The organism is Chryseobacterium sp. StRB126 (genome assembly GCF_000829375.1).
Lineage (GTDB): Bacteria > Bacteroidota > Bacteroidia > Flavobacteriales > Weeksellaceae > Chryseobacterium.
Window position 1 is genome coordinate 48,192 of the sequence record NZ_AP014624.1, and the last position, 12,916, is coordinate 61,107.

At 34.8% G+C, this 12,916-nt stretch carries 14 protein-coding genes; 3 read left to right on the top strand and 11 right to left on the bottom strand.

The window, feature by feature from the left end:
- Positions 1-12: 12 nt before the first annotated feature.
- The 6 genes from CHSO_RS00200 to CHSO_RS00225 all read right to left on the bottom strand — a co-directional run bounded on the left by CHSO_RS00200 (position 13) and on the right by CHSO_RS00225 (position 4,439).
- On the bottom strand, positions 13-204 hold the full coding sequence (locus CHSO_RS00200) for a hypothetical protein (RefSeq protein WP_232509129.1): 192 nt from the start codon (positions 202-204) through the stop codon (positions 13-15).
- Between the two features lie 3 nt (positions 205-207).
- Positions 208-1,629 (bottom strand): DUF4178 domain-containing protein, encoded by a 1,422-nt coding sequence (locus tag CHSO_RS00205; RefSeq protein ID WP_232509130.1) that lies wholly within the window; start codon positions 1,627-1,629, stop codon positions 208-210.
- A gap of 44 nt (positions 1,630-1,673) precedes the next feature.
- The gene (locus tag CHSO_RS00210) at positions 1,674-2,033 is read right to left on the bottom strand and encodes an S-adenosylmethionine decarboxylase family protein (RefSeq protein WP_045491058.1); all 360 of its coding nucleotides are present in this window, start codon (positions 2,031-2,033) and stop codon (positions 1,674-1,676) included.
- Positions 2,034-2,053: 20 nt separating this feature from the next.
- Positions 2,054-2,977 (bottom strand): citrulline utilization hydrolase CtlX, encoded by a 924-nt coding sequence (ctlX, locus tag CHSO_RS00215; protein ID WP_045491062.1) that lies wholly within the window; start codon positions 2,975-2,977, stop codon positions 2,054-2,056.
- A 138-nt stretch (positions 2,978-3,115) separates the two neighbouring features.
- Positions 3,116-3,439, bottom strand: coding sequence for a four helix bundle protein (locus CHSO_RS00220; protein WP_316932461.1), 324 nt, complete (start codon positions 3,437-3,439; stop codon positions 3,116-3,118).
- 85 nt (positions 3,440-3,524) lie between these two features.
- Positions 3,525-4,439 carry a dimethylarginine dimethylaminohydrolase family protein gene (locus CHSO_RS00225; protein ID WP_045491065.1) on the bottom strand — a complete coding sequence of 305 codons (915 nt, stop codon included), beginning with the start codon at positions 4,437-4,439 and terminating at the stop codon, positions 3,525-3,527.
- Positions 4,440-4,730: 291 nt separating this feature from the next.
- Here CHSO_RS00225 and CHSO_RS25770 point away from each other — a divergent pair, with 291 nt between their 5' ends.
- Both CHSO_RS25770 and CHSO_RS25775 read left to right on the top strand, forming a co-directional pair.
- Positions 4,731-4,892, top strand: coding sequence for a hypothetical protein (locus CHSO_RS25770; protein WP_171817580.1), 162 nt, complete (start codon positions 4,731-4,733; stop codon positions 4,890-4,892).
- Positions 4,893-5,183: 291 nt separating this feature from the next.
- Positions 5,184-5,348, top strand: a complete 165-nt coding sequence (locus tag CHSO_RS25775; RefSeq protein ID WP_171817581.1) for a hypothetical protein — start codon at positions 5,184-5,186, stop codon at positions 5,346-5,348.
- 35 nt (positions 5,349-5,383) lie between these two features.
- Here the strand turns inward: CHSO_RS25775 and CHSO_RS00230 are convergent, their stop codons facing one another.
- The 3 genes from CHSO_RS00230 to CHSO_RS00240 form a co-directional block, all read right to left on the bottom strand.
- On the bottom strand, positions 5,384-7,558 hold the full coding sequence (locus CHSO_RS00230) for a TonB-dependent receptor domain-containing protein (RefSeq protein ID WP_045491069.1): 2,175 nt from the start codon (positions 7,556-7,558) through the stop codon (positions 5,384-5,386).
- 79 nt (positions 7,559-7,637) lie between these two features.
- Positions 7,638-8,702 carry a helix-turn-helix domain-containing protein gene (locus tag CHSO_RS00235; protein ID WP_045491072.1) on the bottom strand — a complete coding sequence of 355 codons (1,065 nt, stop codon included), beginning with the start codon at positions 8,700-8,702 and terminating at the stop codon, positions 7,638-7,640.
- A 186-nt stretch (positions 8,703-8,888) separates the two neighbouring features.
- Positions 8,889-9,266: a winged helix-turn-helix transcriptional regulator gene (locus CHSO_RS00240; RefSeq protein ID WP_045491075.1), complete on the bottom strand. Its 378-nt coding sequence runs from the start codon at positions 9,264-9,266 to the stop codon at positions 8,889-8,891.
- A gap of 85 nt (positions 9,267-9,351) precedes the next feature.
- Between CHSO_RS00240 and CHSO_RS00245 the strand changes: the two genes are divergently transcribed.
- Positions 9,352-10,173: an alpha/beta hydrolase gene (locus CHSO_RS00245; protein WP_045491078.1), complete on the top strand. Its 822-nt coding sequence runs from the start codon at positions 9,352-9,354 to the stop codon at positions 10,171-10,173.
- A gap of 78 nt (positions 10,174-10,251) precedes the next feature.
- Here CHSO_RS00245 and CHSO_RS00250 read toward each other — a convergent pair whose 3' ends face one another.
- Positions 10,252-11,538, bottom strand: a complete 1,287-nt coding sequence (locus CHSO_RS00250) for a citrate synthase (protein WP_045491080.1) — start codon at positions 11,536-11,538, stop codon at positions 10,252-10,254.
- Positions 11,539-11,622: 84 nt separating this feature from the next.
- On the bottom strand, positions 11,623-12,915 hold the full coding sequence (gene eno, locus CHSO_RS00255) for a phosphopyruvate hydratase (protein WP_045491082.1): 1,293 nt from the start codon (positions 12,913-12,915) through the stop codon (positions 11,623-11,625).
- Between the last annotated feature and the right edge of the window lies 1 nt (position 12,916).

The following is a 12,916-nucleotide window of genomic DNA, read 5'->3' on the forward strand; positions in this document are numbered from 1 at the left end:
AGTTTTTAATTTTTATTTGTGATAGTATCTGTAAAACCCTGCTCTGGAATGGCTTTTTGTAGTTCCATCGCGATATTTTTCTGTTTTTACACAATCGCAGAATTGATTTCCCGAAAATGTAAGATAAACAAACAAACCCATAAAAAATCCTCCGATAGCCACTAACAGCCAATTGCTTTTGATATAATTGATTATTGTTTCCATGGTTTAATTGCTTGAATAAGGTGAATTAGAACTATTACTCCATTTTCCTGATTCGAAAGTACGTTTCATCCAATAGCTCAATACCGTAAATAGGATGAGACAAACAAGGACAATCCCAAAATTCCAGAAGGAAACCGGCAGCCAGGTGGCTGTAATATTTACGGCTGGGTTTTTCTCAAAATTGACAGGATCACCATACTCCTGAGTCATATTGAGAAGTATAGAATCTAATTTCCCAGTCTCTTTTATAGTATTCTGAAGGCCGGTCCTCAGTATGATTTCACTTGTCAAAACTTCCAGGTCATTATAGGTCCTGATTGTTTCATCTTTATCATTTTTGAGAGAGAAACCTCCTTCATTATTTTTAAGAATTGAAAAATCTGCATTCTGAGGTCTATAGCCGGATTTAAACGGATCTTTAGTTCCGCCTTCTTTTTCTGCTGATATCAGAAAATGATAAGTTCCTGCAGGAATTCCACATAAGTTGAAATCTTCTGACTGACTTCCTTCGCTCCAGCTTTCTCCATCTTCATACCCTGAATACTTTTCAATATCCTTAGAAGCATAAATCACTTCGTTGGTTTTCTCATTCACAAGACTGAGTCCTATACTTGCCCAGGAGTTATCCACATCAGAAAATGCATGTATTTTTAATGGTGCGGATCCGCCTGAAAGAGTAAAACTTTTACTTACCACTTCTTTATCCGTAACATCGGCAAAATTGATGTTCTGTTCAAAGACCGTCTGATTACTTCTTGAGGTTACCACATACAACTGCAAAGCACATATCAGTAAGGCCGTAATTGCCATAATATTGGTACATTGCTTAACATTATAATAAAATGGCTGAACAATTCCGGTTCCGGAGCAGTAAGGCATATCTGTAATGCCAAATGCTTTTTTAATTTCAGACCTTGAAATATGATTTCCTTTGAAAAACTGCACTGATTTCCCATATTCTTCACGGGAGATCATTTCAGTGCCATTTACATATTCTTTGTAAGTAGCCAGTCCAAACTGTAGTTTATCTTCAAAAAAACCGGTAGCAGCATACACTGTACAGGGGGTGGTTTCATACCATCTGTAATTCTTGCCATTTGCTTCAGCATAATATTTGAATTCTTTAAAAGCAAAATCTACAGGGTAAAGAAAAACCCAATGCCCATCACTTTCACTGAGGTATACATTGTTTCCGGCACTGTCTTTTAATGAATATTCTCTCCAAAAGGTATCTGAGCCGTATTTCTTAATAACAATATTAATCACCCAGTATTCTGTACCATAGAGCATTCCTTTACGTCCAACTTCCAACACAACATTTTCCACAGGCTTTTTAACAATCTTTCTTTGGACAGACTGTCCTACGGTAATAAGATTATCACAATGGCTACAAATAAATTCTTCAATGGCAAAATTTATGGCCATTTCATTGTTGTTAGTCCGGCAATGGGGACAAATGTGATCCATTTTTATCTGTAAATTTTGTGTTTTTGAATGGTATTAGCTTTAAAATATTGAACAACCTCATCTGCAATCTGCTCTACTTTTGCAGTATTATCTTGAGTATAGTTACAAAGAAAAACGTCGAAAGTTAGCTGCTTAAACTCCGGCCATGTATGAATACAGAGATGGGATTCTTTAAGGCACACTGCCGATGTGAAACTCTGATTTTCAAAAACATGATTGGTAATTCCTACAACTTCTACTTCTTTGGTTTTCAGAATACTTTCTGTAAAAGCAAGAAAACCTTTGCTGTCCAATAACAAATCTTCTGACTCTGTTTCCAAAGTCAGAAGAATATGTAAACCTTTATTTGATAATGGGTTCAATTAATTTTTTCGTAAATATATTATTTTTTTGGAAGAAAAACTTCTGCGAGCATACATCTTGCACTTCCGCCTCCGTTTACCTCGATCGTATTTAAATCAGAATAAATAATTCCACAATACTTTTCAATAGCAGCTACCTGTTCCTTATTTAAAGATTGGTAGGCAGTCTGGCTCATCACAAGGAATTTTTCTCCGTCCTTATTCTGAACCTGAAGCATATTTCCAGCAAATTGCTGCATTTGCTCTTCAGAAATTTCAACGATTTCTTTTCCTGAATTCTTGATGGTTTCAATTACTTTTTCTCTTTCCAGCTCATCATCAATACAATCAAGGCAGATCACTACAAATTTATCTGCTACACACATCATTACATTGGTGTGATAAATGGGAAGTCTTTCTGTACCTACGGTCTGATAAGAATGGAAAACCACTGGTGTGAAACCATATTTTACACAGAATTCTCTGAATAAATTTTCATCTAATCTTAAAGATACCGATCCGTAAGCAATCTTATTATCGTGATCGAAAATCATACTTCCTGTTCCTTCCAGGAAATGTCCCTGGGTTTCAGGAAATGACCAATCATCAATTTCAGTAATCTCAAATCCTTGATCCTTGATGCTTTCAAGAATATCATCTCTTCTTTCCACCCTTCTGTTGGAAGCGAACATAGGATATAAAACCACTTTTCCGTCTTTGTGGAAACTTACCCAGTTATTAGGGAAAATAGAATCCGGTGTATGAGGGTCTAATGTATCTTTTATAGTAATAACATTGATTCCTTTTTCTCTCAGTTTCCCGACGAAGGTATTGAATTCTGCCAAAGCTTTTGACTGAATATCGGAACCTGTCTGTTCTACCTGAAAATAATTGTTTTTTGCAGTTTCTGCATTGTAACCGAAAGCAATCGGTTCTATCATTAATACTGTATCTGTTGTTTGCATTTCTTTTAAGTTTGAGGGTGTTAGTGTGTGAGGGTTTGAGAGTTGTCAATACATCTTATCAATTCTTCTATTCAGTATTGAATGAAGAAAATGAACACCATTTTTCTGACTGATTAATCATATTCACTAACATCCCTATTATTTGATTATACTGATTATGCAAATTGTTAAATTGCTCTTCATTGAATAGTTGCAGGCATAGGCAAACTGATTCCATGTTTGGGTTTCCCTGGCCTCGCCTTCAGAGTCTGTAAGTCTAGCAATAAAGGATTTTTCATGCCTTCTTTTTCCCCAAGCTTCACTTACATTAGCTGTTACCGATCTTGATGATCTTCGTATCTGATCTGCAAGAGAATAGAGTTCTTCTTTAGGAAAAGCTTTTGAGAGTTCATAAATCTGCTGTGCAACTTCAAAAGATTTTTGATACACTTTTAGATCCTGATGAAATTTAATCGTTGACATAATTACTTATTTAAGATTAAAAAATTGTACTAAGACTCTCCCACTCTAAGACTCTACTCTCCTACCCTATAGCGCTACAACTCAACTACTCTCTTATAAGCGGCATTGTAGAACATCTCAGTAGACCACCCATTTTAGAGATTTCTCTGTAAGGAATTTCTTCTACAGTCATCCCCCATTCGTTTCTTAAATGGTTGTTCATTCTTGTAAATGTTTTGTCGGAAACCACAACATCAGGAGAGATAGAGAAAATGTTCGGGAACATTTCAAACATTTCTTCATCATTGATATGGAAACAGTTTTCTTCTCCGAAAATATCGATGATTAGACGGTAGTCGCTTTCGTCTACAAATCCGTTTTTATAGATAATACATTTATCTTCTCCCACCGGGTTGAAAGTACAATCCAGGTGTAAGATTCCCTCAAAAGGAACTTTATCATTTTTCTTCAGTTCAAGATCAATGATTCTTTTCTTTGGGAAGTATTCTTTTAAAATTTCAATGGCATACTCGTTGGTTCTTGCCGTTTTATAGTTTCTGTAATCTTCGCTGAAGCAGGTTCCGATGAAAATAAAATCATTCCATACGATAACATCTCCGCCTTCGATATGGGCCGTTTCCGGAAGATTAATGATCTTTCTCCAGGCAACTTTCTCGAAAACACTTTTATATGCTTCCTGTTCGTCAGCTCTGTCTGCAATTACGTTGGAAATAATCATTTTATCATCAATCACAAAAGCAACGTCTCTTGAAAAGACCTGATTGTAATCTTGAATGATGCTTGGACGAAGTACTTCAACGTCATACTTTTTTAATACCGCTTCAAAAGCGTTCATTTCATTAATGATATCCTCTTCTTTAGGATAAATGTTGTGTTCGATTGAGTAATATGACTTGGCGTCATAACTTTCCTCTAGTGTGGGAACCGGTCCCAATGAATTAGGCTGGCCTAGAACTACTGATCTCAGCCTACCCGTTTCGTTTTTAATGTTTAGTCTCATAAAGATTTATGCAATACTACAAATATAAGTAAAGGTCTCTATCTAGAAAACTTTTGAATTATTTTATGCCTGAAATTTGGTCTTCGCAAACATCCCCTTTTAGCAAAATACTCCCCTTATTCAACAAACTATAGTATAAAGCATACAAAAACATCTACAACCTACTATATTTCATCTACATAAGGATGAAAAAACAGATTTTTTTATAATGTAATTTCCTACATTTGTGATATAATTTTCGCGAAATTATATAGATTAAAACTTAACTATTAACATCAAAAAAACAAAGTCATGAACAAGAAAAATCCAGTGCTGAAAAATGCACAAAAATTAGGAAGAGAGCAACAAAAATCAGTTATGGGAGGAGCAATCGCCGGCAGAAGATGCTGCGAATGGGATGACGTAACAGGAAAATGTTTCATCTGGACATGCGACAGATGTATGTGTCCATAAAACCTTAAAGGCCGTTTCTACGATTTGTGAAACGGCTTTTTTATTATATTGTCACCTATTCCCTTCAATATAAAAATTTTATTTCTCATATTCCATGAGCTATAATAAATTTCATTTTTTATTTAATAAAATTATGAAGGGACTATCTATTTCAATACAACTTATTATATTTCATACCTATAATGATAAAATTTTATTTTTAAAACAAAATAAATTCATATATTAGTGATATAATTTTTCATAAAATTATATTGTTTAAAACTTAACTATTAACATCAAAAAATCAAAATCATGAACAAGAACAATCCAGTGCTTAAAAACGCACAAAAATTAGGAAGAGAGCAACAAAAATCAGTAACCGGAGGAATTGGTATCAACAGACCAAGATACTGCTGTGAGTGGAATGATGATGGAAGCTGCAGAATTTGGACATGTGGTAACTGCGTTTGCCCATAAAAATAATAAACCTGCTTCTCCAAGCAGGTTTTCTTTTATCTTGCTCTGTTTTCTTCTTCTGTTCTCAGAATTTCTTGTGCCTGATATTTTGATCCCCCAAAAACATAGCTCAACGAGAAGAAAAAACGGCTGCTATCCCACCAATGCCTCAAACGGTTGTCCATAATCTGTTTATGTCTGAACTCCAGACTCTGGTCATTGGAATCAAAAATATTATTATACCCCAACTTTGTATTCAGTTTATTATCCAACCATGATTTCTGAAATGATAGGTCGATACTATAGCGTGGTTTAATAATGTAGAGACTATTTCCAGTTTTGGATTCATAATTTGCAAATAGATTAACTGTATATCCTTTGGGTAAAGTAAAGACCTGGTTCAGCCTTATTTCATAATTATAGATATCCAGTGCAAAAACTTCATCAAGATAAGGCCTGAATTCATCATTATAATATCCTGTGAACTGTCCCGTTATATTCCACCATTTTGTAATTTTTACAGGAAAACTCGTTTCAAGAACAGCAAAATTCCTATATGGAAGATTGGTTCCAAGGTATTCCAATACATTGGTTTCTGGATGATATATGGGATAGCGGGTCATTACATCTTTTTCTTTTCCAATGCTGAAACTTGTAATCCAGTTTTTATACCGGTAAGTTGCTTTAATTTGGCTGGTAAAAGAAGGTAACAGATAAGGATTTCCTATCCAATAATTCAAAGGGCTAAAGTAAAAACGAAATGGATTGAGTTGTGAAAAAACAGGTCTTGTAATTCTCCTGCTATAGGAAAAGGAAAGTTCATTAGATTTATTAAAAGAATAACTTGCACTGAAAGAAGGCAGCCATTCAAGGTAATTTCTTGAAACAATAGAATCAGCAGTAACAGCATCTGAAATACTCTGTGTATTTTCAGCTCTTATTCCTGCATTGATCTGAAGTTTTCCAAATTTTTGTCTGTAAGCAATATAACCCGCCATTATTTTTTCCCTGTAAGAGAAAATATTGCTTCTTGAAGGATCAAATACAAACTGATTATTCGTTGATAAAGTATCATATCTGATATTATTGTTAGTGAGTGAATAACTGTACTTAAATCCTGCTTCTATATCTGCATTTCCCATTTTTTGAGAGGCATCAACCTGTCCAGTATAAATTTCAATCTCATTAAAAAGGTCAGATTTCCAATAGGATAATAATTCAGAAGATGGCTGCTCTCTATTGATAAATTCATCTTTTTGCTTGTTTTTTACAGCAAGATAATTGCCTAAGAAGGTTAATTTAAATCCTTTATTTTGAAACGAATAGTCTGTAGTCATCCCCAGATTATTCTGTGAATAGTCTATTGGATTTAAGCTTTCGGTATTAAAAATAACATCTGTTTCACTTTTATTAGTGGTAAATAATGATCCTGTCCGAATACGGTCATTTTTTCTAAAATTACTTCTCAGATTTAGGCTCAACCTATTTTTAGCATTTAATCTAAAATCAGCTCCTGCCTGAATACTATATACACTTCCTATATCTTTTTGATTGGTATTGGTACGCATGACATTCGTGTTAGCCAATCGCTGTAAAGCGCTGTACCGATAGCTGGAAATTCCATCATTTAATCCCATCTGTATAGTATAGGTAACTTTTTCAGTATTGTATGACAGATTTAAAGCATTTTCTCTGTAATTAAACTTATTGATGTATAGATTTCCATTATAATTCCCTTTCCAACCGAGATTGGTGTTCTTTTTTAATCTGATATCAATAATTCCTTTAAATTCTGCATCATATTTTGAAGATGGATTTGTATTCACCTCTATAGATTCTACCATTTCAGGAGACAGGGACAGCAGGTAAGCCTGCAGCTCCTGATTACTCATTACTGTAACCTTTCCATTTATAAAAATAGCCGGAGATATTCTTCCCCCAATAAAAATTCCTCCTTCCTGATCGATGGTGACTCCTGCTGTTTTTCTTAAAACATCAAGCAGGTGGGTGGATGTTTTAAAGTCTTTATTTCCGGAAACTGCCATTACCAAATTTCCATCATTAAGCTTTATCTTTCGTGAAGTGGACTGAATAACCACTTCAGAAATAGATGTTGCAGACGTTTTAGTCTCAGTTAGAGAATCTGCACCTTTTCTTTTTGCAATATCCTGTGCTTTTCCCAAAAAAGATAAGAATAACAGCAGTAACAGGAGCCATAATTTGACAATCATAATTTTTAATTTTATGAAGTCAAAAGTATTGGCTTAACCTAAAAATAAGGTTTTGAAATATAAATTCCGCAGTACGAAATTATAAATTTGAACTCTGAAACCCCGGCTCAGCAAAGGTTTGTGACTGTTTGTATAAAAGTGGTGTTGTATTCTTGATTTTTTTGAATGTTGAAAAGAAAGTGGATTTAGAATTAAATCCTACTTCATAACCAATCTCTTCAATCTTCAAATAGGAGCCATTTTCTATTTTTTCACAGGCTTCATTGATTCTGTACTCATTGATGTAAATGGAAAAGCTTTTTTCTAAATTATCATTCAGCAGTTGGGAAAGCTGATGAGCAGGCATATTCATTCGGGAAGCAAGATCACTTAATTTAAGATTGGCATTTTTATAGAGTTCTTCAGTCACCATGAGTCTTTCTAATCTGGAAACAAAATTATCTGCCTGCTCTTCTGAAATCTTTTTATTAGAATACCTATTATTGGTTTCTTTTACAGCAACCTGATGATATTTTTTATTGAATAGAATTAAAAAGTTAGCATACAGAACAAATGAAAAAACCAGACTTCCCCCGGCACAATAAATCTGTACCCAACCCGTAGAAATCAGCTGATAGGTCAAAAAGATAATCACATTACTCGCCAGAACAGGAAAGACAAATTTGTTTTGGCTTTTATGATTCTGTTTAATAAAAATATAATACTGATAAACCGTAAGGAACACAAATGCAGACCAAACGGTATAGATAAAAGTACCAAAGTAGTGATCCCATGTAATGGGGAAGATCAGATATAATAAACCTACCATTCCTAGAATAAGGGTTAATATTCCAAACCATTTCTGACAGTTCTTCCAATCAAACTGATCTTGCTGAAAGGAAGATTTAATGTAATAATATAGAGCTGGCCCAGTAAAAAATAAGGCAGATAATCCTAAATGTGGAATAATTCTGGGCAGATCAGGATAAAAATAAATGCATACGGAAATCCCTACTCTTGTACTTAACATCAATAGAAGAAGTCCTAAGAAAAAATCCGGGAGATATTTCAACTTTTTGATAAACAACAGATAAATTCCAAGCAAAAGCCCATTGAATGCTCCTACTGCACTGAAGAAAAATAGCATCTGTTCCCCAAAAGTCATTGTCAACTAGTTTTTTATTTTTTTACGCAAATTACACTAATGATTGTTTCCATTGTACTAATATCAGATTAACTGTAACAGATTTCAGTCTGTTTAATCAACAAACTGGCTTTACCGAAACTTATTAATCTAACTAGAGTAAATGTAATAAATTATTGAATTCAATTTCAGTTCCAGTTGTATTTTCTATAAAAAAGTAGTAATTAATATCTCTTTTCCTTCAGCGTATGTTTTCCCCCACTCACATAAGTTCCTTAGAATCGGAACCACATCTTTGCCTTTGTTTGTAAGTATATACTCAATTCCTGCTGGGATACTGCCAGGGATTTCCTTCTTTATAATAAGTTGATGAGTTTCCAGTTCTTTTAACTGTCTTCCCAGTACCTGTTCTGAAATATTCGTTAATTCTTTTTTCAATAAATGAAACCGGTTGTTCCCTTCTGATATAGAATAGATAATCTGAGATTTCCAACGTCCGCTGATGATGCTCACCGCAGAATTTAATTCGCATATCCCAAACAAAAACTCTTCATTTATGGCATTGGTTGAATTTTCCTTTCTCATAATTCAAAGATTTTACGACTCACAATTTTGTTAGTTATTGTACCTCACAAAGGACTTACAGAAATTTACACTAAAATACAAAAAAATGAGTATAAAGAATACAATACTGATAATCAGTATAATTACAAGCATTTCATTAGTAAAGGCCCAGGAAAAATGGGTTTTTAAATCTGAATTCCTTTCAAAATCCGATACGGTATTAATTTTTAAACCTAAAACCTATATGCCAAAGGAAAAATATCCTTTGGTGTATTTACTCCATGGATATAGTGAAAATTATCGACAATGGTCACAAACGACAGACCTTCAAAAGTTATCCGATCGATATAAAATGATTATTGTATGTCCTGATGGTTTTGTGACATGGTATATTAACAGTCCTTATGATAAAGGTTCACAAGCTGAAGATTTCTTTTTTAAAGAGCTTGTTCCCAAGCTGCATACCAAATTTAATATTGATGACAGAAATATCTTTATAAGCGGACTGAGTATGGGGGGCTATGGAGCCATACGCTATTTTCTGCTTCATCAGGAGTATTTTAATACTGCTGGCAGTACAAGTGGTGCATTTTCTTTAGATATAAATATTCTTACAAAGGCAAGTTTATCATTCTTTCAAACTACAAGAATAATTAACGATCTATCACGCTCATTAGGATCATCTTCAAAAGAATGGAATCAATATAGCATTTCAAGTCTTTTAAAAGCTTATAACAAAGGAAATCCTTTTCTAATAGATTGTGGGACTGATGATATACTTTATTCTTCTACACTCGAAGTTAAAAAACTGGCTAACAGTTTAAAAATCCCAATAACATTTATTTCTCAACCAGGAAATCATAATACAGAATATTGGAAGAAATCTATTGAACATCATTTTATTTTTTTCAAAGAACATTTAAAATAAAATTTTCAGCAGTCCTCCTATTTCATAATGAAAAATCCCAAAGCAAGCTTTGGGATTCTTTTATGGTATAAACAGATATTATCTGCTTGCGATGTCGATGTAGTTTCTTTCCTGAGCACCTTGGTAAACCTGTCTTGGTCTTCCGATTGGGTCTCCTTTCAATCTCATTTCTTTCCACTGAGAGATCCACCCCGGTAGTCTTCCTAATGCAAACATTACGGTGAACATTTCTGTAGGAATTCCTAGTGCTCTGTAGATAATACCTGAATAGAAGTCTACGTTTGGATATAGTTTTCTTTCTACGAAGTACTCGTCTTCAAGAGCTACTCTTTCTAACTGCATTGCAATATCTAGAGCTTTATCCTGGATACCTAATGCCTTAAGGATATCATCAGCAGCTTTCTTGATAATTTTCGCTCTTGGGTCGAAGTTTTTGTAAACTCTGTGTCCGAATCCCATTAGACGGAAGTTGTCCGTTTTATCTTTAGCTTTAGCAACATATTTAGATACATCACCACCATCTTTCTCGATAAGCTCAAGCATTTCGATTACAGCCTGGTTAGCTCCACCGTGAAGTGGTCCCCAAAGTGCAGATACCCCAGCAGAGATAGAAGCAAAAAGACCTGTGTGAGCAGAACCTACCATTCTTACTGTAGAAGTAGAACAGTTTTGCTCGTGGTCAGCGTGAAGAATTAATAATTTATCTAAAGCATTTACAACTACCGGATCGATTTCGAAATCTGCGTTTGGTAATCTGAATGCCATTTTGTAGAAGTTCTCTACGTAGTTTAGGTTGTTATCACCGTGGTTTAATGGTAAACCTTGAGTTTTTCTGTAAGTCCAAGCACAAAGGTGAGAGAACTTAGCGATCATAAGCTCTGCAGCGTGATCCATTTCTTCTTTAGAGTTTACGTTAACCGCTTTTGGATTGAAAGCTGTTAAAGCAGACGTCATAGAAGATAGAACTCCCATAGGGTGAGCAGAACGAGGAAAAACATCAATGATTTTTTTCATTTCGTCTGCGATGAAGTTATATTTTTTAATGTTGTTGTCGAAAGAAGTAAATTGATCCTGAGTAGGTAATTCTCCATGTAATAAAAGATACATTACTTCTGTGAAGTTAGATTTCTCAGCAATTTGCTCAATTGGATAACCTCTGTAGAATAATTCTCCTTTATCTCCGTCTAAGTAAGTGATGTCGCTAATAGTAGCTCCTGTATTTTTGTAACCTAAATCCAGAGTGATTAAACCTGTCTGGTCTCTTAATTTTGAAATATCAATCCCTCTGTCTCCGATAGTACTATCCACGATTGGATATTCATATGAATTACCGTCGTAATTCAATATTACTTTGTTGTCTGACATTATTTATTTATTTTTTTTAAATATACCACTTTCCATAAAATACGGCAAACAAAAATTATCGCTTGCCGTTATTTATAAATTCAATTATCTTTTAATTTTGAATGCTTCTAAACCTGGGAAAATTGCAGTTTCACCAAGAGCTTCTTCGATTCTCAACAACTGGTTGTATTTTGCCATTCTGTCTGATCTTGAAGCTGAACCTGTTTTAATTTGACCACAGTTCATTGCTACTGCTAAATCAGCGATAGTAGAATCTTCAGTTTCTCCTGATCTGTGAGACATTACTGAAGTGAACTTATTGTTCTGAGCCATCTGTACTGCTGCCATTGTTTCAGAAAGAGAACCAATCTGGTTAACTTTTACAAGGATTGAGTTAGCAATTCCTTCTTTTACTCCTCTTGATAATCTGTCTACGTTAGTTACAAATAAGTCATCCCCTACTAACTGTACTCTGTCACCGATTTTATCAGTTAACATTTTCCATCCTTCCCAGTCATCTTCCTGCATACCGTCTTCGATAGAGATGATAGGATATTTAGCTGCTAATTCAGCAAGATAAGAAACCTGTTCTTCTCTTGATCTGTGAGCTCCTTTATCTCCTTCGAACTTTCTGTAATCGTAAGTTCCGTCTTTGTAGAATTCCGAAGCAGCACAATCTAATGCCAACATAATGTCGTCACCAGGCTTATATCCTGCTTTTTCAATTGCTTGAAGTAAAGTGTCCAAAGCATCTTCGGTTCCGTTGAAAGTTGGAGCAAAACCTCCTTCGTCTCCTACTGCTGTAGAAAGACCTCTTCCTTTAAGGATTGATTTAAGGTTGTGGAAAATTTCTGTTCCTTTTCTCAATGCGTGAGAGAAAGAATCAGCTTTTACCGGCATAATCATAAATTCCTGGAATGCGATAGGGGCATCAGAGTGAGAACCACCGTTGATTACGTTCATCATTGGAACAGGAAGGGTGTTTGCATTTACACCACCTACATATTTATAAAGTGGCATTCCCAGTTCTGCAGCGGCAGCTCTTGCTACTGCTAAAGAAACACCAAGAATTGCATTAGCTCCTAAATTTCCTTTATTAGGTGTACCGTCAAGCTCAATCATAATCTGATCGATATAGTTTTGTTCAAAAACCGGCTGCCCAACTAAATTCTCTGCAATTACTTCTTTTACATTTTCAACAGCTTTCAAAACTCCCTTTCCCTGGTATTCTGAACCTCCGTCACGTAATTCTACAGCTTCATGTTCTCCTGTAGATGCTCCCGAAGGAACAGCTGCACGACCCATCGCACCGTTTTCTGTAAATACATCCACTTCAATGGTAGGATTACCTCTGGAATCTAAAATTTGTCTTGCTTCTATGTAAGAAATTGCACTCATT

Bases quoted from the DNA above. Each gene is read 5' to 3' on its own strand.
- CHSO_RS00240 (WP_045491075.1), bottom strand. From the start codon at position 9,266: ATGAGAAAGGAAAATTCAACCAATGCCATAAATGAAGAGTTTTTGTTT.
- CHSO_RS25775 (WP_171817581.1), top strand. From the start codon at position 5,184: ATGAACAAGAACAATCCAGTGCTTAAAAACGCACAAAAATTAGGAAGA.
- CHSO_RS00220 (WP_316932461.1), bottom strand. From the start codon at position 3,439: ATGTCAACGATTAAATTTCATCAGGATCTAAAAGTGTATCAAAAATCT.
- CHSO_RS00225 (WP_045491065.1), bottom strand. From the start codon at position 4,439: ATGAGACTAAACATTAAAAACGAAACGGGTAGGCTGAGATCAGTAGTT.
- eno (WP_045491082.1), bottom strand. From the start codon at position 12,915: ATGAGTGCAATTTCTTACATAGAAGCAAGACAAATTTTAGATTCCAGA.
- ctlX (WP_045491062.1), bottom strand. From the start codon at position 2,977: ATGCAAACAACAGATACAGTATTAATGATAGAACCGATTGCTTTCGGT.
- CHSO_RS00245 (WP_045491078.1), top strand. From the start codon at position 9,352: ATGAGTATAAAGAATACAATACTGATAATCAGTATAATTACAAGCATT.
- CHSO_RS00205 (WP_232509130.1), bottom strand. From the start codon at position 1,629: ATGGCCATAAATTTTGCCATTGAAGAATTTATTTGTAGCCATTGTGAT.
- CHSO_RS00230 (WP_045491069.1), bottom strand. From the start codon at position 7,558: ATGATTGTCAAATTATGGCTCCTGTTACTGCTGTTATTCTTATCTTTT.
- CHSO_RS00250 (WP_045491080.1), bottom strand. From the start codon at position 11,538: ATGTCAGACAACAAAGTAATATTGAATTACGACGGTAATTCATATGAA.
- CHSO_RS00200 (WP_232509129.1), bottom strand. From the start codon at position 204: ATGGAAACAATAATCAATTATATCAAAAGCAATTGGCTGTTAGTGGCT.
- CHSO_RS25770 (WP_171817580.1), top strand. From the start codon at position 4,731: ATGAACAAGAAAAATCCAGTGCTGAAAAATGCACAAAAATTAGGAAGA.
- CHSO_RS00235 (WP_045491072.1), bottom strand. From the start codon at position 8,702: ATGACTTTTGGGGAACAGATGCTATTTTTCTTCAGTGCAGTAGGAGCA.